Origin of the sequence: Microvirga calopogonii (genome assembly GCF_003347665.1) — a bacterium.
Taxonomy (GTDB): Bacteria; Pseudomonadota; Alphaproteobacteria; order Rhizobiales; family Beijerinckiaceae; genus Microvirga; species Microvirga calopogonii.
In genome coordinates this window covers 1-13,861 of the sequence record NZ_QDGA01000117.1, presented here as the reverse complement: position 1 = coordinate 13,861, position 13,861 = coordinate 1, and the positions used below count along the sequence as shown (strand labels likewise).

20 protein-coding genes are annotated in these 13,861 nt (G+C 64.5%); 10 read left to right on the top strand and 10 right to left on the bottom strand.

What is annotated here, in order from left to right:
• Positions 1-462 precede the first annotated feature (462 nt).
• A complete protein-coding gene (locus DDF70_RS31880) occupies positions 463-1,707 on the bottom strand; it encodes a Y-family DNA polymerase (RefSeq protein ID WP_114948647.1) in 1,245 nt (414 codons plus the stop codon).
• A gap of 180 nt (positions 1,708-1,887) precedes the next feature.
• On the opposite strand from DDF70_RS31880, the gene DDF70_RS31875 reads away from it, so the two are divergent.
• Together DDF70_RS31875 and DDF70_RS31870 are read left to right on the top strand one after the other, a co-directional pair.
• On the top strand, positions 1,888-2,157 hold the full coding sequence (locus DDF70_RS31875) for a DUF3072 domain-containing protein (protein ID WP_114948646.1): 270 nt from the start codon (positions 1,888-1,890) through the stop codon (positions 2,155-2,157).
• Positions 2,158-2,369: 212 nt separating this feature from the next.
• Positions 2,370-3,401, top strand: a complete 1,032-nt coding sequence (locus DDF70_RS31870; RefSeq protein ID WP_114948645.1) for a Tim44 domain-containing protein — start codon at positions 2,370-2,372, stop codon at positions 3,399-3,401.
• Positions 3,402-3,471: 70 nt separating this feature from the next.
• On the opposite strand, the gene DDF70_RS31865 is transcribed toward DDF70_RS31870, so the two are convergent.
• Entirely contained in the window at positions 3,472-4,053 is a 582-nt protein-coding gene (locus tag DDF70_RS31865) for a type 1 glutamine amidotransferase domain-containing protein (protein WP_114948644.1), read from the bottom strand.
• A gap of 127 nt (positions 4,054-4,180) precedes the next feature.
• Between DDF70_RS31865 and DDF70_RS31860 the strand changes: the two genes are divergently transcribed.
• Complete coding sequence (locus DDF70_RS31860; RefSeq protein WP_114948643.1) at positions 4,181-4,402, top strand: hypothetical protein; 222 nt, start codon at positions 4,181-4,183, stop codon at positions 4,400-4,402.
• Positions 4,403-4,450: 48 nt separating this feature from the next.
• On the opposite strand, the gene DDF70_RS31855 is transcribed toward DDF70_RS31860, so the two are convergent.
• The 4 genes from DDF70_RS31855 to DDF70_RS31840 all read right to left on the bottom strand — a co-directional run bounded on the left by DDF70_RS31855 (position 4,451) and on the right by DDF70_RS31840 (position 7,535).
• Positions 4,451-5,176, bottom strand: coding sequence for a metallophosphoesterase family protein (locus DDF70_RS31855; protein ID WP_114948642.1), 726 nt, complete (start codon positions 5,174-5,176; stop codon positions 4,451-4,453).
• Positions 5,169-5,984 (bottom strand): nucleotidyltransferase family protein, encoded by an 816-nt coding sequence (locus DDF70_RS31850; protein WP_245435732.1) that lies wholly within the window; start codon positions 5,982-5,984, stop codon positions 5,169-5,171. The genes DDF70_RS31855 and DDF70_RS31850 overlap by 8 nt, the downstream gene beginning before the upstream one ends.
• Positions 5,985-6,163: 179 nt before the next feature.
• The gene (locus DDF70_RS31845; RefSeq protein ID WP_114948641.1) at positions 6,164-6,541 is read right to left on the bottom strand and encodes a hypothetical protein; all 378 of its coding nucleotides are present in this window, start codon (positions 6,539-6,541) and stop codon (positions 6,164-6,166) included.
• Positions 6,542-6,674: 133 nt separating this feature from the next.
• Complete coding sequence (locus tag DDF70_RS31840) at positions 6,675-7,535, bottom strand: BON domain-containing protein (protein WP_205772530.1); 861 nt, start codon at positions 7,533-7,535, stop codon at positions 6,675-6,677.
• 188 nt (positions 7,536-7,723) lie between these two features.
• On the opposite strand from DDF70_RS31840, the gene DDF70_RS31835 reads away from it, so the two are divergent.
• From DDF70_RS31835 to infA, 3 genes are all read left to right on the top strand, one after another.
• Positions 7,724-7,990: a hypothetical protein gene (locus tag DDF70_RS31835; protein ID WP_114948639.1), complete on the top strand. Its 267-nt coding sequence runs from the start codon at positions 7,724-7,726 to the stop codon at positions 7,988-7,990.
• 318 nt (positions 7,991-8,308) lie between these two features.
• On the top strand, positions 8,309-8,518 hold the full coding sequence (locus DDF70_RS31830; RefSeq protein ID WP_009494616.1) for a cold-shock protein: 210 nt from the start codon (positions 8,309-8,311) through the stop codon (positions 8,516-8,518).
• Between the two features lie 91 nt (positions 8,519-8,609).
• Positions 8,610-8,891, top strand: coding sequence for a translation initiation factor IF-1 (infA, locus tag DDF70_RS31825; RefSeq protein WP_009494617.1), 282 nt, complete (start codon positions 8,610-8,612; stop codon positions 8,889-8,891).
• Positions 8,892-8,954: 63 nt separating this feature from the next.
• Here infA and DDF70_RS31820 read toward each other — a convergent pair whose 3' ends face one another.
• Positions 8,955-9,503, bottom strand: a complete 549-nt coding sequence (locus DDF70_RS31820; RefSeq protein ID WP_170316144.1) for a sigma-70 family RNA polymerase sigma factor — start codon at positions 9,501-9,503, stop codon at positions 8,955-8,957.
• Complete coding sequence (locus DDF70_RS31815; RefSeq protein ID WP_162820825.1) at positions 9,500-9,727, bottom strand: NepR family anti-sigma factor; 228 nt, start codon at positions 9,725-9,727, stop codon at positions 9,500-9,502. The genes DDF70_RS31820 and DDF70_RS31815 overlap by 4 nt, the downstream gene beginning before the upstream one ends.
• Before the next feature lie 226 nt (positions 9,728-9,953).
• On the opposite strand from DDF70_RS31815, the gene DDF70_RS31810 reads away from it, so the two are divergent.
• The gene (locus DDF70_RS31810; protein WP_009494620.1) at positions 9,954-10,112 is read left to right on the top strand and encodes a DUF3309 family protein; all 159 of its coding nucleotides are present in this window, start codon (positions 9,954-9,956) and stop codon (positions 10,110-10,112) included.
• Between the two features lie 122 nt (positions 10,113-10,234).
• Positions 10,235-11,557 (top strand): sensor histidine kinase, encoded by a 1,323-nt coding sequence (locus DDF70_RS31805; RefSeq protein WP_114948637.1) that lies wholly within the window; start codon positions 10,235-10,237, stop codon positions 11,555-11,557.
• 156 nt (positions 11,558-11,713) lie between these two features.
• On the opposite strand, the gene DDF70_RS31800 is transcribed toward DDF70_RS31805, so the two are convergent.
• Both DDF70_RS31800 and DDF70_RS31795 read right to left on the bottom strand, forming a co-directional pair.
• A complete protein-coding gene (locus DDF70_RS31800; protein WP_162820824.1) occupies positions 11,714-11,986 on the bottom strand; it encodes a hypothetical protein in 273 nt (90 codons plus the stop codon).
• 689 nt (positions 11,987-12,675) lie between these two features.
• Positions 12,676-12,906: a hypothetical protein gene (locus DDF70_RS31795; protein ID WP_114948635.1), complete on the bottom strand. Its 231-nt coding sequence runs from the start codon at positions 12,904-12,906 to the stop codon at positions 12,676-12,678.
• Between the two features lie 12 nt (positions 12,907-12,918).
• Here DDF70_RS31795 and DDF70_RS31790 point away from each other — a divergent pair, with 12 nt between their 5' ends.
• Both DDF70_RS31790 and DDF70_RS31785 read left to right on the top strand, forming a co-directional pair.
• A complete protein-coding gene (locus DDF70_RS31790; RefSeq protein ID WP_245435731.1) occupies positions 12,919-13,239 on the top strand; it encodes a helix-turn-helix domain-containing protein in 321 nt (106 codons plus the stop codon).
• A 155-nt stretch (positions 13,240-13,394) separates the two neighbouring features.
• Positions 13,395-13,861: helix-turn-helix domain-containing protein (locus tag DDF70_RS31785; RefSeq protein WP_114946241.1), on the top strand; the 467-nt coding region annotated here is incomplete at its 3' end.

The window sequence follows — 13,861 nt, the reverse complement described above, 5'->3', positions numbered from 1 at the left end:
CCCAGCTGGTCCACCTGAAAAGAACCGCGTGCGAGGCGCCGTCCGGCTCTTCCACTTTCCACCCTCATCATCGAGCCGGGCCGCGCAGCGCACCTCCCTCGACTGACCTGACGGCCCGCAGCGCAAGCTGCGGGCCCACAGGCGCTGGCTCTTTGACAGAGACCCATCCACCGTCATCCCAGGGCCGCGCAGCGGAACCCGGGACCCATAACCACGGATGATGCCGAATGAGGTTCGCCGCCGCGCGCTCCTTCTTTGACGTCGTGGTTCTGGATCCCCGCCTGCGCGGGAATGACAAGGCGCCGGTGCCGGTGCCCTATCCTGCACCCGCTCCCGGACCTCCACTCGCCGCGTCATGGCCGGGCTTGACCCGGCCACCCACGCCTTCGTTCCGTGCCAGGGCCTGGATCGCCGTGCGTGATCCCCTGATCAAGTCCGGGGACGGCCAGGACGGGAAGAGATCTAAAAGTCCTCCGCATCGGGAATGCGGTTGAAGGCGATCTTCGCCCCGGCATAGCCTCCGGGGATCGTGACCCACGGGCCCCAGTGCAGGAGGGTCTTGCGATGGGTGGCGTTCAAGTGGTCGGCTATGGTCGATAGATATTCCATTCGGCGCTTGAGCTGTGCCTCCGGCGCGTCGTCGAACAGGTCCTCCTCGACCTCGCTCAGGGGCACCAGATCGTGCAGGGCGACATGCACGCTGCGGCTTCGATGCACCTCCTCGCGCTCGGCGTGGAGGATCAGGCGGCTCAGGGAGGCCAGCAGGGACGGGTCGTCCCAGGTCGGGCGGAAACGCTCCTCCCCGTACCATCCGGCGCTGTTCCTGTCCGTCAGCCACAGGGCGAGCGTCCGGGCCGAGAAGCCGGCGCGCCGCATGCGGGCCGCGGCCTTGGCGAGGAGAACGCGGGCTGCCGCATAGGCGCCGTTCAGGGAGCGCCAGTCGGCCGGCAGGACGCGTCCGTGGCCGAACATCCGCCGCTGTGTCTCCGGGCGTTCCACCGTATAGCCGTGGAGGCCCATCCAGAGCCGTTCGCCCTCGACGCTGCCCCAAAGGCGGCGCAACTCCTTGGGCTGGAGCCGCCACAGGGCCTCCATGTCGGCCACGCCGGCGCGGGAAAGGCGCGCCGCGTTGCCTCGGGCGATACCAGGAATATCCGTCAGATCGAGGGATAGAAGGCGGCCCGGCAGGTCATCAGGATGAAGCGCCACGAGGCCGTCGGGCTTCTCCATCTCCGCTGCGATCTTGGCCAGGAGATCGTTGGGGCCGAGGCCGACCGAACAGGTGAGGGTTGGGCCGATCTCAGTCGCGATGGCATCCTTGACGCGCTGCCCGATGCGGAGCGCCTGCGGCCACTCGGCGGGCAGAAGCGCGCAGAGCATCTCGTCGATGGAGCAGACTGCCTTGACTGGGACGACGGTCTCGATGGTCCGGATGATCTCCTTGTGCAGCTTCACATAAAGCTCGTGCCGCGCGGTCACGAGAACGAGGCCGGGGCATTGCCTGCGGGCATCGCGCACGAAAGTGCCGCGCCTGAGCCCCATGGCCTTCGCCTCCCGGCTGACGGCGATGAGGCCCGTGTGTTCGGAATCGACCGGGATCACCCCGACTGGCGTGCCGCGCAAATGTGGCTGAAGATGCTGCTCGGCGCTGGCGAAGAAGGAATCGAAGTCGACATAGAGCCGCTCCAGACCTGTTGGTTTGCGCATCCTCGCCACCTGAACTTTGGCTATGAACAAACCAAGAACATAAGCTTTGCAGCGAGTCGAGAGCGGAATCTGTGGATAACGGGGAATAATCGGCCGGGTTAATCCGCCTTTCCTTGAGGAACCAACGCTCTGAAAGAGTGTTCTCGTTTTAGAACAAAACCAGAACAATAGGAGTCCCGCATGTCTTCGCATGATAAAGCGACGAGTCGCTCTGCGGTTAACCATAAATCTTCCGCAGAGGCAGACAGCCCGAAGGTTCGCCCTGATCTTTCCGACAACCAGGTCAAGGATCCGGATGAATGGGTCTCCGGCGACGAGCCGATGACCGGCGCCCAGGCATCCTACCTGAAGACCTTATCCGAACAGGCGCACAATCCGAAGGCCTTTGATCCCGATCTCAACAAGGCGGAGGCCTCGAAGCGGATCGATCAGCTGAAGCAGAAGCGCTGAAGGATCGTCGCGACACGCGGATGGCTGGCCTTAGGGCGGCCATTCACGTCTTTATTTCCAACACATCGACCTCGGCATGAGAGCGGCAAAGTGCCGAAGGAGTGCCGACAGCGGGTTCAAAAACGAGTGGCCCGGGCCTTTCGAAACTCTCTACGCATCACCACATCTGACCCAAGGAGCATTGTGCTCCAGAGGGATGGATAACAACGACGATGATGAAATTCGCTTCTCGCCGCAGTCGAGTGATGGTCGCCCTGGCGGCAGGCCTGATCCTTGCCGGAAGTGCGGCTGAGGCTCGCGTCGGCGGCCGGAGCAGTTTCGGGTCGCGCGGCGCGCGTACTTATACGCCTCCGCCGGCAACCCGGACAGCGCCTGAAGCGGCGGCCCCGATCCAGCGCTCGCAGATCCCCAACCAGGGCCCGAACATGACCCGGCCCGGCACCCCGGCTCCGAACGTGGCACAGCCGCGACGCTTCGGCTTCGGCACGGGCCTGATGGCCGGCCTGTTCGGAGCGGGCCTGCTCGGCATGCTGTTCGGGCATGGCTTCTTCGGCGGTCTCGGAGGCCTTGCTTCGATCTTCGGCCTCCTGCTTCAGATCGGCCTCGTGGTCCTGCTGGTCTCCTTCGCCATGAAGTGGTTCCGCAGGCGCCAGGAGCCGTCCTATGCCGGCCCTCAGCAGGGCTACGCCCGTTCCATGGGCGGCAGCGTGCCTCCGACCGGCGGACGGACCATGGATAGCGGCGCGGCGGCTGGTTTAGGCGGTGGTCTCGGCAGCGCTCTGGGTGGCGCACTCGGCGGCCGGCCCCAGCAGGCTCAAGCCCGTCCGGGCGTGCGCGACGAGATCGGCATCGGCGAGAGGGATTATGCAGCCTTCGAGCGCGGCCTCGTCGAGATGCAGGACGCCTATTCGCGCGAAGACGTCGCGAAGCTTTGGCAGCTCGCCACGCCCGAGATGGCCGGCTACATCCAGGAAGAGCTCAACGACAACGCGGCTCGCGGCGTCGTGAACAAGCTGTCCAATGTGCGCCTCAACCAGGGCGACCTGTCCGAAGCCTGGCGTGAAGGCAGCACGGATTATGCCACCGTTGCCATGCGCTTCGGAATCACCGACGTCATGGTCGACAAAGCCACGGGCCGTGTGGTGGAGGGCGATCCGAACAAGGTCGAAGAAGCGACGGAACTCTGGACCTTCCGTCGCGATCAAGGTGGTTCCTGGAAAGTCTCGGCGATCCAGCAGGCCTAAGGCCCGATATATGAATACAAGAGCGGCCGGTTCTCACCGGCCGCTTTTTCATGCTTTTGATGTCGAGATCTTACTCTGCCGCCACCCGCCGGCCCGCATGGGAGCCCTCGCGGACTTCCTCGATGATCTTGCTCACGAAGGCATCGAGATCGCCCGGATTGCGGCTGGTAATGAGGCCTTGATCGGTCACCACCGTCTCGTCGCGCCACTGGCCGCCGGCATTGATCACGTCCGTCTTGATCGAATGATAGGACGTGCATTGCTTGCCCTTGATCACGCCGGCCTCGATGAGAAGCCAGGGCGCGTGGCAGATGGCGGCAACGGTCTTGCCGGAGGAGTAGAAGGCGCGGATGATGTCGAGCGCCTTCGGTTCCGTGCGCAGCTTGTCCGGATTGATCTGTCCGCCGGGCAGGACGAGCGCATCGTAATCGGCCGGGTTCACATCCTCGATGTCCTTGTCGACGGATACGGTCTTGCCCCAATCCGTCTTGTCCCAGCCGTAGATCTTGCCGGACTTCATGCGCGATTTCGGTGCGGCGACTTCGACCGTCGCACCCGCATCGGAGAGTTTCTCCTGCGGAACCATCAGCTCCGATTCCTCGAATCCATCGGTCGCCATGATGAGGATCTTGGCCTGTTTGATGTCAGGCATGGCGTTCTCCATGTGGTGTGGGGGATCTCTCTGAGAACGGACAGAGATGTAAGGGGTTCCGCTCGCGGGAACCCTGATGGGACGGTCCTGTTGACCCAGTCATGACTTTCGAAACGAGGAAGAGACTATGGCCAACCCAGGACTTCCGACGAACGATCCTGTTCCCGGCGGCAATATCCCGAGCGAGGTGCCGCCCGGATCCGTTCCCGACGAGGAGCCGGATATCGGCCCGACGGGACCGCGCACGCCATATCCCGTCAACGACCCGGGCATTACCGATCCGAAGGGGCCCGGTTCCGAACCGGACTATCTTCCGGGCAACCCGACGAACCCCGGTACGCGCTTCTGAACCGGAACGTCGTCCGGAGCATGAGCCGGCGGCGACGTGCGCGCCGGCTCAGATCTCGATGACGGCGTAGGGCTTGCCGTTCGGCTTCTCGATATGCTTGGCGACGTTATAGACGGGCTGGCCGCCGGGCGTGCGTCCCTCGAAGCGGCCTCGATGCGCGTGGCCATGAACGATGGCGTTGACCTTGAAGCGGTCGATGGTTTCGGCCAGGCGCGACGAGCCTAGAAACGGATAGATTTCCAGCGGCTCGCTCTCGATCGTCTCGGTGATCGGCGCATAGTGGAGAATGACCATGGAGCGCTTCGCACGCACCTGCCGCATGGCGTTCTCGAGTCGTAGCGTCTCGTTCATGGTCTCGCCGACGAACTGCTTGATGGCCGGTTCGCCGAAAGAACCGAGCATCCGGCGCCCGAAGCCTCCGGCAAAGCCTTTGACGCCGACGAACCCGACGCCGTCGATCTCGACGGATTGCCCGTCGAGAACCCGCATGCCCGCGTCGCGGAGGATGTGCGCCACCTCTTCGTGGGCGCCGCATTCGTAATCGTGATTGCCGAGAACGCCGACTACGGGAATCGAGCAGGACTTGATGTCCTGCGCCAGAAGTTCGGCTTCCTTCGGCTTGCCGAGATCCGTGAGGTCCCCGGCCAGGACCAGAACATCGGCCTCTTTCGAGATCTCGCCGAACAAGTCCCGATAGGACACCCAGTTGTCTTCGCGAACGTGAAGGTCGCCCATGGCCGCGACCTTCATGACTTGCTGTGGTTCGTCACTCATTCCGCCATTCACCTTCGCCTCCGACATCGGCGAAGCCCCATTGCTTGACATCGATTTCGTAATCGATGCGGGAGAACATCCGCCCGCGGCAAACCTTCATCTGCGGCGGCGGAAGATCGAGCTGCTTGGAGAGTCTGTCGAGAAGTTCGTCCATGACCCAGCGCGGAACCTTGTCGCGCTCAGACGGGTAGATCCAGCGGAAGTTCAGCAGGTGCATGAGCAGCACCTCCCAATGCACTTCCATGTAGGCGAGCAGGGCATGCCAGTCGATCTGGTCATGCGCTTTCAAGATCGTGTGCGCCACGTCCGCGCCGTCATAGCGGTGGCGCAGCTGAATGAAGCATTTCGACCAGACGAGCTCGGTCGGCCCGACGATGCGCACGGGGGTGCCGAAGACCTCGATCTGGCGCGCGCGCTCGAACCATTGGTCGCCGATCGGCATCGTACCGTTCGACGAAGCGAAGATCACGTCGAAGAAGTACTGGCCCTTGAACACTTTGCCGAGCCAGCGGTCGTCCTCAATCTCGACGGAATAGCCGATGCTTTTGAAATGCGATAGGACGCGGGTGTAGTCGCCGGCCTTGCAGAAGATGTCGAGGTCCTTGGTCGGGCGCGTGATGCCCGTATAGGCCGACAGCGCGTAGGTGCCGGCGAGCAGGAAGGGCAGGCCGAGCTGGTTCAGTTCCCGGAGCGCTTCGGAATAGAAGGCCTCGGATTCCGGATATTTGAGGGTCGGTTCCGCCTTGGCATCCATGAGGGGGACACCGGGGTGGGCACCGGAAACGAGATCTGGATCGTGAACTGCCATGGCCTTGTCCAAGCGCGGCCGAGAATGCCCCGCGTTCGACAACAGAATGGCCGTAATGAAGTTCCGTGCTGGCCGAGCTTAAGGCCAGAAGCGTTATTCAGGCGCGGATCAAGCTTTCTTGAACTCAAAGATGCGTCGCATTGTTCGGCGTGATCGAATCCACTTCGCCGATCGAGGCTCTAATGATCCCCGTGCGAAACCCGGACGTCGCGCGGGCTGTTGAGGATTTCGAGCAGACTCTGGGCGATGTGGCGGGCTTCGTCATCCTTAAGGCGCAGCAGGAAGGGCGGCATCATGCCGGCCTGGAGGGCCACCACGGCCATGCCGTGTTCGTCCATGCCGACATCGATGGTCTGGGATGTCACGTCAACCAACTCCTCGGGCGTGTCCTCGCCACCCTCCTCGGCGGATTCGCCGATGGCGGAAAGCAACTGGCTCACGGCCCTTACCAGGGAGCGGGCGGCATGGGGATCCATGACCACGGCAGTCGATTGCTCGCCCTTCTGAAATGCCAGCTGGATGTTGTCGCCTTCGAGCGTGACCGAAATACCTGCCATGAGCGTCCTCGTCTTTCCCGTCCCCCATATGGGGAGCGCCTGTGTCCGGGGAAAGGCAGAGACCTTCGTACGACAGATGCGCCTCGCCCCCAAGGGGAGAAGCGCATCCTGGTAAACCGGGGCAGGGGACCCGTCAGACCCCACTTTCCGAGGAGCCGCCGGACCGGCGCCGGGTTGACGCAACCCTGCCGGCGCCCGAGGTCTCCGGCACTCCCGTGCTGCCGGCGCCGGCAGCACCCGCGCCCGACATCATGGTCCCGGCGACGCCCGCATCCGCCCGCTGCTGGACGCGCAGATTGTTCTGCACATGAGTCACGCCGGAGACGGACTCCGCCAGATCCTCTGCGTGCCGCTTCTCGAAGCGGCTGTTCACGGTTCCGGTGAGCGTGACCTCACGATTCTCGACCCGCACCTCAATCTCCGACGCGTCGATGTGCGGATCCTCCGTGAGGCGATCGTTCACGTCCTCCGTGATCCGGGCATCGGAGCGCTGATAGCCTTTCGGCCCGCGACCGCGATGCATCCCGGCCTCGCGCATGTCCCGCTCGCGGCGGCGTTCCGCGTCCTCGTCGCCGAACCAGGAGCGAACCTCGTCGCCCGCACGCTCGAAGAAGCCGCGATCCTCGTTATAATCGCGCGATCCGCGGCCGAAGCTCTCCGATCCGGAACGGTCCCGGCCGTAGCGGTCCTGCCCGAACTGATCCGGGTCGCGGCGGCGGTCGGAGCCGAAGAAGGGCCGCTCATAGCCGCCCCGATCCTCTCCGACCACGTCACGCCAGTCGAGAGCCGAACCGCCTGTGCCGTACCCGGCTGAATCTCCATAATCGCGCTCGCGGACCTCTCGCTCCAAGCGCCAGCCGTCATCTTCGCCCCAGCGGGATCCCCGCTCATATCCTGCGCGTCGGTTGCCGAAGCCGCGGCGGGCGATGTAGCCGTCGTCCTCGCGGTCGCGCCGGTCGAAATCCTGATTGCCGTAGCGGCGTTCATTGGCCATGGGAGCGCTCCTCGTCATCCTGGATTGGAACCACCCGAAGGGTGGTGTCGCGCAACCAACGTGAAGGCCGGGTGAGTGTTCCTGGCCGTGAGCGGCCTTACCTGCCGAGGGTTTTTCAAGGCCGCGCTTGAACGGTTCGGTCGTAACCCGCATTGACCGGATTGGGATTTTCGAGAGAGCCGAGGTGCATGATGACGGATCTGTCCGGGTTGAGCGACGAGGCGTTGGCGGTCTTCGCCTTCGCGGCCTATCACGAGCTGTCGAGCGGCCAGCGGGTCCGCAGCGTGGTCCAGAAGGACGACGTCGGCCACAAGGCGAGCGATGCGGCTGTGGACGAACTCGACGGGCGCGGCCTCGTCAAGGCCAACGGTCAGGAGATCGTCTTCACCCCGGCCGGCGAGGAGGCCCTGCAGCACATCGTGTCCGGCATGCGCCAAGGCGGCCGAAACGGCTGAATTTCCGGGTGGGCCCGCAGGGCCGCGCCAGTAGAATGTGGACCCGATTTTCCGCAGGAACGATGCCCTGTCCAAGACGTGAAGCATCGGGTTGGATCCTAAAAGCAGCTCCGCGTCCGAGGCCGGTGCTCCAGGGGAGTTTGCCTTGTAATTGCCCCATCCGTGCCTTAGGTACAGCCAATCGACATTTGGCCGGACGACTGGGCTTCCCGCTTTGGCACTGCCGGGCGCACGTTCCTTCTCTCTACCATCTATCGACTAACGGATGACTGGCTTTGGGCCCACATCCACGTGCAAACGACAGTGAAAGGAATTCCCATGGAACAGGGAACCGTGAAGTGGTACAATGAAACCAAGGGTTATGGTTTCATCCAGCCCGACAACGGCGGCAAGGATGTGTTCGTTCATGCGACCGCTCTCGAGCGGGCCGGCATGCGCGGCTTGCGCGAAGGCCAGAAGATCTCTTACGAGCTTCAGACCGACCAGCGCACCGGCCGTCAGTCTGCAGTGAACCTGCAGAACGCGTAAGGTTTAATGCCGGAGGGCGTGCCCCGCACGTCCTCTTGCAGATAGCCGTTCCGGTTCAGGGGCGGCTTTTTTGTTATGGGAAAGGCTTTGCATGGCAAAGGAAGAACTGATCACCTTCGAGGGACTTGTGACCGAAATTCTGCCCGACGCGCGCTACCGCGTGCAGCTCGACAACGGGCACGAGGTCATCGCCTATACGGCCGGCAAGATGAAGAAGAACCGCATCAAGACCCTGGCCGGTGACCGCGTGACCGTCGAGATGTCGCCCTACGACCTGGAAAAGGGCAGGCTGATCTTCCGTCACAAGGATTCGGGTGCCTCTTCCGGTCCGCGGCCGCCGCAGCGCGGCAACCAGCAGTTCCGGCGTCGCTAAAACAATCGGCGCACCCGGAGCGGACGCGCCAATTGCATCAAGGCCTTCGATATCGGCCTGTCGTCACGCGACCGCGTGCATCACCGATAGGGTAACGCGGTCCGGGCCGAGATCCTCCTCCATGTCGGTGAAGTGCATCAGCTCGGCGAGTCGGTTACGGGCGCGGTTGACGCGGCTCTTGATGGTGCCGACCGCGCAGCCGCAGATCTCCGCCGCCTGCTCGTAGGAGAAGCCGGAGGCGCCCACCAGCAGAAGCGCCTCGCGCTGGTCGTGAGGCAGGCAGGCGAGCGCCTTCTGCAGATCCTCGAAGTCGAGATGGGGCATCTGGTCCGGCTGGACCGAGAGGGCGGCCGCGTATTTGCCGTCCGCATCCTCCACCTCGCGGCGGCGCTTGCGGTATTCGGAATGGAACAGGTTGCGCAGGATGGTGAACAGCCAGGCCTGCATGTTCGTGCCTGGCTGGAAGCGGTCGATATTGGCGATCGCCCGCATCAGGGTCTCCTGCACGAGGTCGTCGGCACGGTCCACGTTATTCGTGAGCGAGATGGCGAAGGCGCGCAGGTTCGGCGTCGCCTTGAGCATGGAGTCGCGCAACTCGATATCGATACTCATGATTGCTGCTTCTCTCCCTTCACGCTGTCGAGCCGGTTGATGATCTCGATGAAGCGGTCCGGCACCGGCTGCTCGCCCAGCGCCAGGGCATCGTAGAACTGGCGCAAACGCTGGCCGATCTGGGCCTGGACGGAGCGGCTGAGGGCAGGGGATGCGGATGTGTTGAGGCCAGGAACGGGCTCTGGATCGTCGTAGGGCATCAGATTCGGCTTCTTTTTCTGCATCGGGGTGTCCTGGTCCTTCAAGGGTAGCGATCTCCCGCAGGGACCGCGTTGAAGGCGGCACCCATCGCCGAGGAAGTAACGTCAAGCCGGAATGATCGTTCCGCTTCCCGGCCTACCCACTCGGGACTCATCCACAGGCAAAAAGGCGGGAACTTTTTCGCTTACGGTCAAGTTTCCATCAGCGACCGCCGCGGCCTCGCGGCGACCTGTGTGGAGGAGTATTTCGATGGCACTCAGCACCATCCTGCTTATTCTGATCATTCTGCTGCTCATCGGCGCGGTGCCCGCCTGGCCCTACAGCCGTGGCTGGGGTTACGGACCGAGCGGCCTGCTTGGCGTGGTCCTGCTGATCCTCATCATCCTGCTGCTGATGGGGCGGATCTAGTTCGGACGGGGGCACGCCCCCGGTGACGAAAGAGCCCCTGCGGCATCTGCCGCAGGGCTTCCGGCAGGTGCTGGAATCCAGGCATTTGTAGTGATATAGCGGGACAAACGAAAAGGCCCCGCTTGCTGACCCGTTTCACCACGCTTAGCCCGCTGTCCTGGACCGCTGCGTCCCTGCATGCCGCAGGGGCGGTCGGCGTGGCCATGCTCGTCCGCTATGCGCTGGATCCCCTGCTGGGCGACGAGCTGCCCTATATCACCCTTTACCCGGCGGTGCTGTTCACGGCCATCGCGGCGGGCGGCTGGGCCGGCATGGGGGCGCTGCTCCTGGGAACGGCCGCCACCTTCGGGTTCCTGTCCCTCGATCATGGGCCGGCGCCGTTCTCCGCCCAGACCCTGACAGGGCTCGCCATCTACCTGTTCGGCGGTGCCTTCGCGATCGTGGCGGCGGCATCCCTGCGCGGGGCTGCGGCCCGGTTCGAGGTCGCTCAGGAGAGGCTTTTGGCGACGCTCGAGGCGTCCGGAGCCGGAACATGGCGCTGGGATTTCCGCGCCAACGAGGTCGACTGGGATTCGGCCCTCGCACGTCTCTTCGGCCTCGATCCGACGGATGCGCCGCGCCAGCGCGGGGATTTTCGCCGTTTCGTGCATCCGGACGATCAGGAGCATATCGGCCGGGCCATCGACGGAGCGATCGAGAGCGGCGGGACGGTCGATTACGAGTTCCGGGCCATCCTGGCCGACGGTTCCTCGCGCTGGATGTACACCCGCAGCCGCCTGCTGCGGGACACGAAGGGCGGGCCCGCCCTCATGGTCGGCGCCTGTCTCGACATTACCGAGCGGAAGCGGGCCCAGGAGCGGCAGATGCTCCTGGTGCAGGAGCTGAACCACCGGGTGAAGAACACCCTCTCCGTCGTGCAGTCGCTGGCGCTGCACACGCGGCGGGGCAGCCGCGACCTCGACAGCTTCCAGGAAACCTTCCAGGCGCGCCTCATGGCGCTCTCCGCCACGCACAACGTCCTGACGCGCGAGCTGTGGGAGAGCGCTTCGCTCGAGGATATTCTCCATGCCGAGATGATCCCCTATGGCGGCCTCGACAAGGGGCGGGTGAGCGTGGCGGGCGAGCCGATCCGCCTGAAGCCGCAGCAGGCGCTGGGCTTCGGCCTCGCGCTGCACGAACTCGCCACCAACGCGGCGAAATACGGCGCGCTCTCGGTCCCGCACGGACGGCTCGACATCTCCTGGCGGGCCGAGATCGACGAGACGGGGCAGAAGCGCCTCTCGATGGACTGGGTCGAGCAGGGCGGTCCCCTGGTCGAGCCCCCGAAGCGCCTCGGCTTCGGCTCGCGCCTCATCGAGCGCAGCATCCGCGACGAGCTCGGCGGCCTCCTGGACATGCGCTTCCAGCCCGAGGGCCTGCGCTGCTCGCTGAGCCTGCCCCTGTGACGGTGACGACCGGGTGGCTCCCGACACTCGGCTTCCCCGGCCGCTGACTCGTGAAGATGGTCTCCCTTTCCCTCCCCCGTGCGGGGAGGGAAAACGCGCGGCGCAGTCCGTTGAACTCACAGGTGCGTGCGGTTCCCGGCCCGATCGGCCTCCGCCTCAGCACCGCGTCCGTGACGGCGCGAGCCTGGCCCGCCTGCGCTGGTCGCGCCAGAACGCCCGGTACTCGTCCAGCTCGTAGAGGATCGCATCGGCGAAGAGGTGGCGCTGCTGCAGGTAGCAGGGCGGGCCGAAACCGCCCTGGCAGCTCTCGTTCCTGCAGCACGCGCGCTGGCGGCAGATCCGGTGCGTCCTGAACAGATCGGACAGGCGGCGCATGGTGTCGTCGAAGTCGGGCATGTCGAACAGGGGAATGTCGTCGTCATCGATCATGATGGTCTCTCCGGCAATGCGACAAAGGAATGGGATGAAAAATGCCATGGGTCTTCGCGCCCGGGGCCGACAGGGCCCCGGGCTTGAAGGCAATCGAGGGAGGTGCGCTGCGTGGCCCGGCTCGATGATGATGGTGGAAAACGAAGAGCCGGACGGCGCCTCGCACGCGGTTCTTTTCAGGTGGACCTCCTGGCAGGGCCAGGGTCGACCTCCCGCGACCACAGGGTTGCGAGGCCTGCGGCGGGACCGCCTCCCGCCCCGGTGCTGCGACGCCTCGCGAGCGCGCCCCTCGCCGGGCGGGAGTGGAGAATGATATAGCCGAGCTTACAGCCCCTGTCAAGAACAAAGTGAGAACATAACGTTGCCCTCACCACCTCTCCCCCGTCATGGCCGCACTCGTTGCGGCCACCCACGCCTGTGCCACGGCTGAAGACGGGGATGGCCGGTCTGATCCCCGGATCAAGTCCGGGGACGGCCATGACGAAGCGGGGGCATGACGGCGTGGGTGTCATCCCCGGCGCACGAAGTGCGGGAAGGGGATCCATGGTGTCGAGCGTGTGAGTGGATTCCCTTTCCCTCCGATGGCAAAGCCATCTCCAGCCGGGAATGACACCGTGAGTGCTCCCCACGAGCGGGATGGCCGGCACAGGCCAGCCATGACGGGGAGGGTGGCCGGGACCGGGTCCGCGTCAGCCCGGCGCGGAGGCCTGCGGTTCGGCTGCGCCGTTCAGGAGGTCGTAGACCCGCAGCCAGAAGCGGACGGCGGCCGGATTCATCTCCCGCTCTTCCAGGAACGCCCGCAACAGCACTTCGGCCCCGGCGCCCTCGCCATAGCAATCGGCCATGACGCGCATCGCCTGCGTCGGATCGAGCCGGCGCCAGATGGAGGCTTCACGGGAGCGTTTCCAGGAGGTGGGCATGGCGAATAAGCGTTGGTCGTCGGTGGCCTCACAAATATCCCGATATGGGATATTTTGAAAGAAAAAATATCGCGGCTGTCAGGGCAGGGGCAGCCGATGGAAAAGACCATCTACTCGCAGCAATACCAGAGGTTATGCGACCTCCTGATCGAGGCGCGCAAGAAAGCCGGTCTCACGCAGGTCGAGGTCGCCGAACGTCTCGGCAAGCCACAATCCTTCGTTGCCAAGTACGAGGGCGGCGAGCGCCGCCTCGATGTGGTGGAGTTCATCGCTGTCGCGAAGGCGTTGGAACTGGATGCGAAGGTGCTGATTGATCGCTTGATGCGAGATTAGCTTTGGCAAATGTCGTTCACCATCACCTAAGCGACAGTTTGTCCAATCTTTCGGAAGCCCTCACAATATATCGGCAGTTCAGCCAGGGCCTAGTGGGTCGTCTGCCGTCGGATATGGTATAGTGGCATGGTGATCCTCGTGTTGCGAGGTGCCCCATGTCGCGCCACCAGAAAGATCCACTACGCCCGCTCACCGTAGACGAGCGCAAAGAACTCACCCGCCTGAGCCGCTCCCAGAGTACTCCTGCCGCTGAAGTCGACCGTGCCCGTGCCCTGCTGGCGATTGCCGAAGGCGCCAGCTACACCGCCGCCGCCCATCTCGTCGGGCGCGGCCACAACGAGACCATCTCGGCCTGGGTCAGTCGCTTCAACCGCGAGGGCCTGGCCGCCGTGCGCCCGCACCACGGTGGCGGGCCACGGATCCGCTATGGGGCTCACGCGCAGCAGCGCATCCTGGCCGAATGGGCGCGAGCGCCGCAGCGCGAGCAGGACGGCACCGCGACCTGGTCGCTGAGCCTGCTGCAGAAGGCCTTGCGCCAAGCCCCGGACGGCCTGCCGCAGGTGAGCCGGTTCACCATCGCGCGCACCCTGCACGAGGCGGGCCTGAGCTGGCAGAAGAGCCG

Coding starts and splice junctions, on each gene's coding strand:
- DDF70_RS31795 (WP_114948635.1), bottom strand. CDS start 12,906: ATGCCCACCTCCTGGAAACGCTCCCGTGAAGCCTCCATCTGGCGCCGG.
- DDF70_RS31865 (WP_114948644.1), bottom strand. CDS start 4,053: ATGCCTGACATCAAACAGGCCAAGATCCTCATCATGGCGACCGATGGA.
- DDF70_RS31875 (WP_114948646.1), top strand. CDS start 1,888: ATGTCTTCGCATGATAAAGCGACGAGTCGCTCTGCGGTTAACCATAAA.
- DDF70_RS31860 (WP_114948643.1), top strand. CDS start 4,181: ATGGCCAACCCAGGACTTCCGACGAACGATCCTGTTCCCGGCGGCAAT.
- DDF70_RS31810 (WP_009494620.1), top strand. CDS start 9,954: ATGGCACTCAGCACCATCCTGCTTATTCTGATCATTCTGCTGCTCATC.
- infA (WP_009494617.1), top strand. CDS start 8,610: ATGGCAAAGGAAGAACTGATCACCTTCGAGGGACTTGTGACCGAAATT.
- DDF70_RS31835 (WP_114948639.1), top strand. CDS start 7,724: ATGATGACGGATCTGTCCGGGTTGAGCGACGAGGCGTTGGCGGTCTTC.
- DDF70_RS31850 (WP_245435732.1), bottom strand. CDS start 5,984: ATGGCAGTTCACGATCCAGATCTCGTTTCCGGTGCCCACCCCGGTGTC.
- DDF70_RS31880 (WP_114948647.1), bottom strand. CDS start 1,707: ATGCGCAAACCAACAGGTCTGGAGCGGCTCTATGTCGACTTCGATTCC.
- DDF70_RS31830 (WP_009494616.1), top strand. CDS start 8,309: ATGGAACAGGGAACCGTGAAGTGGTACAATGAAACCAAGGGTTATGGT.
- DDF70_RS31855 (WP_114948642.1), bottom strand. CDS start 5,176: ATGAGTGACGAACCACAGCAAGTCATGAAGGTCGCGGCCATGGGCGAC.
- DDF70_RS31870 (WP_114948645.1), top strand. CDS start 2,370: ATGATGAAATTCGCTTCTCGCCGCAGTCGAGTGATGGTCGCCCTGGCG.
- DDF70_RS31840 (WP_205772530.1), bottom strand. CDS start 7,535: ATGGCCAATGAACGCCGCTACGGCAATCAGGATTTCGACCGGCGCGAC.
- DDF70_RS31845 (WP_114948641.1), bottom strand. CDS start 6,541: ATGGCAGGTATTTCGGTCACGCTCGAAGGCGACAACATCCAGCTGGCA.
- DDF70_RS31820 (WP_170316144.1), bottom strand. CDS start 9,503: ATGAGTATCGATATCGAGTTGCGCGACTCCATGCTCAAGGCGACGCCG.
- DDF70_RS31815 (WP_162820825.1), bottom strand. CDS start 9,727: ATGCAGAAAAAGAAGCCGAATCTGATGCCCTACGACGATCCAGAGCCC.
- DDF70_RS31800 (WP_162820824.1), bottom strand. CDS start 11,986: ATGATCGATGACGACGACATTCCCCTGTTCGACATGCCCGACTTCGAC.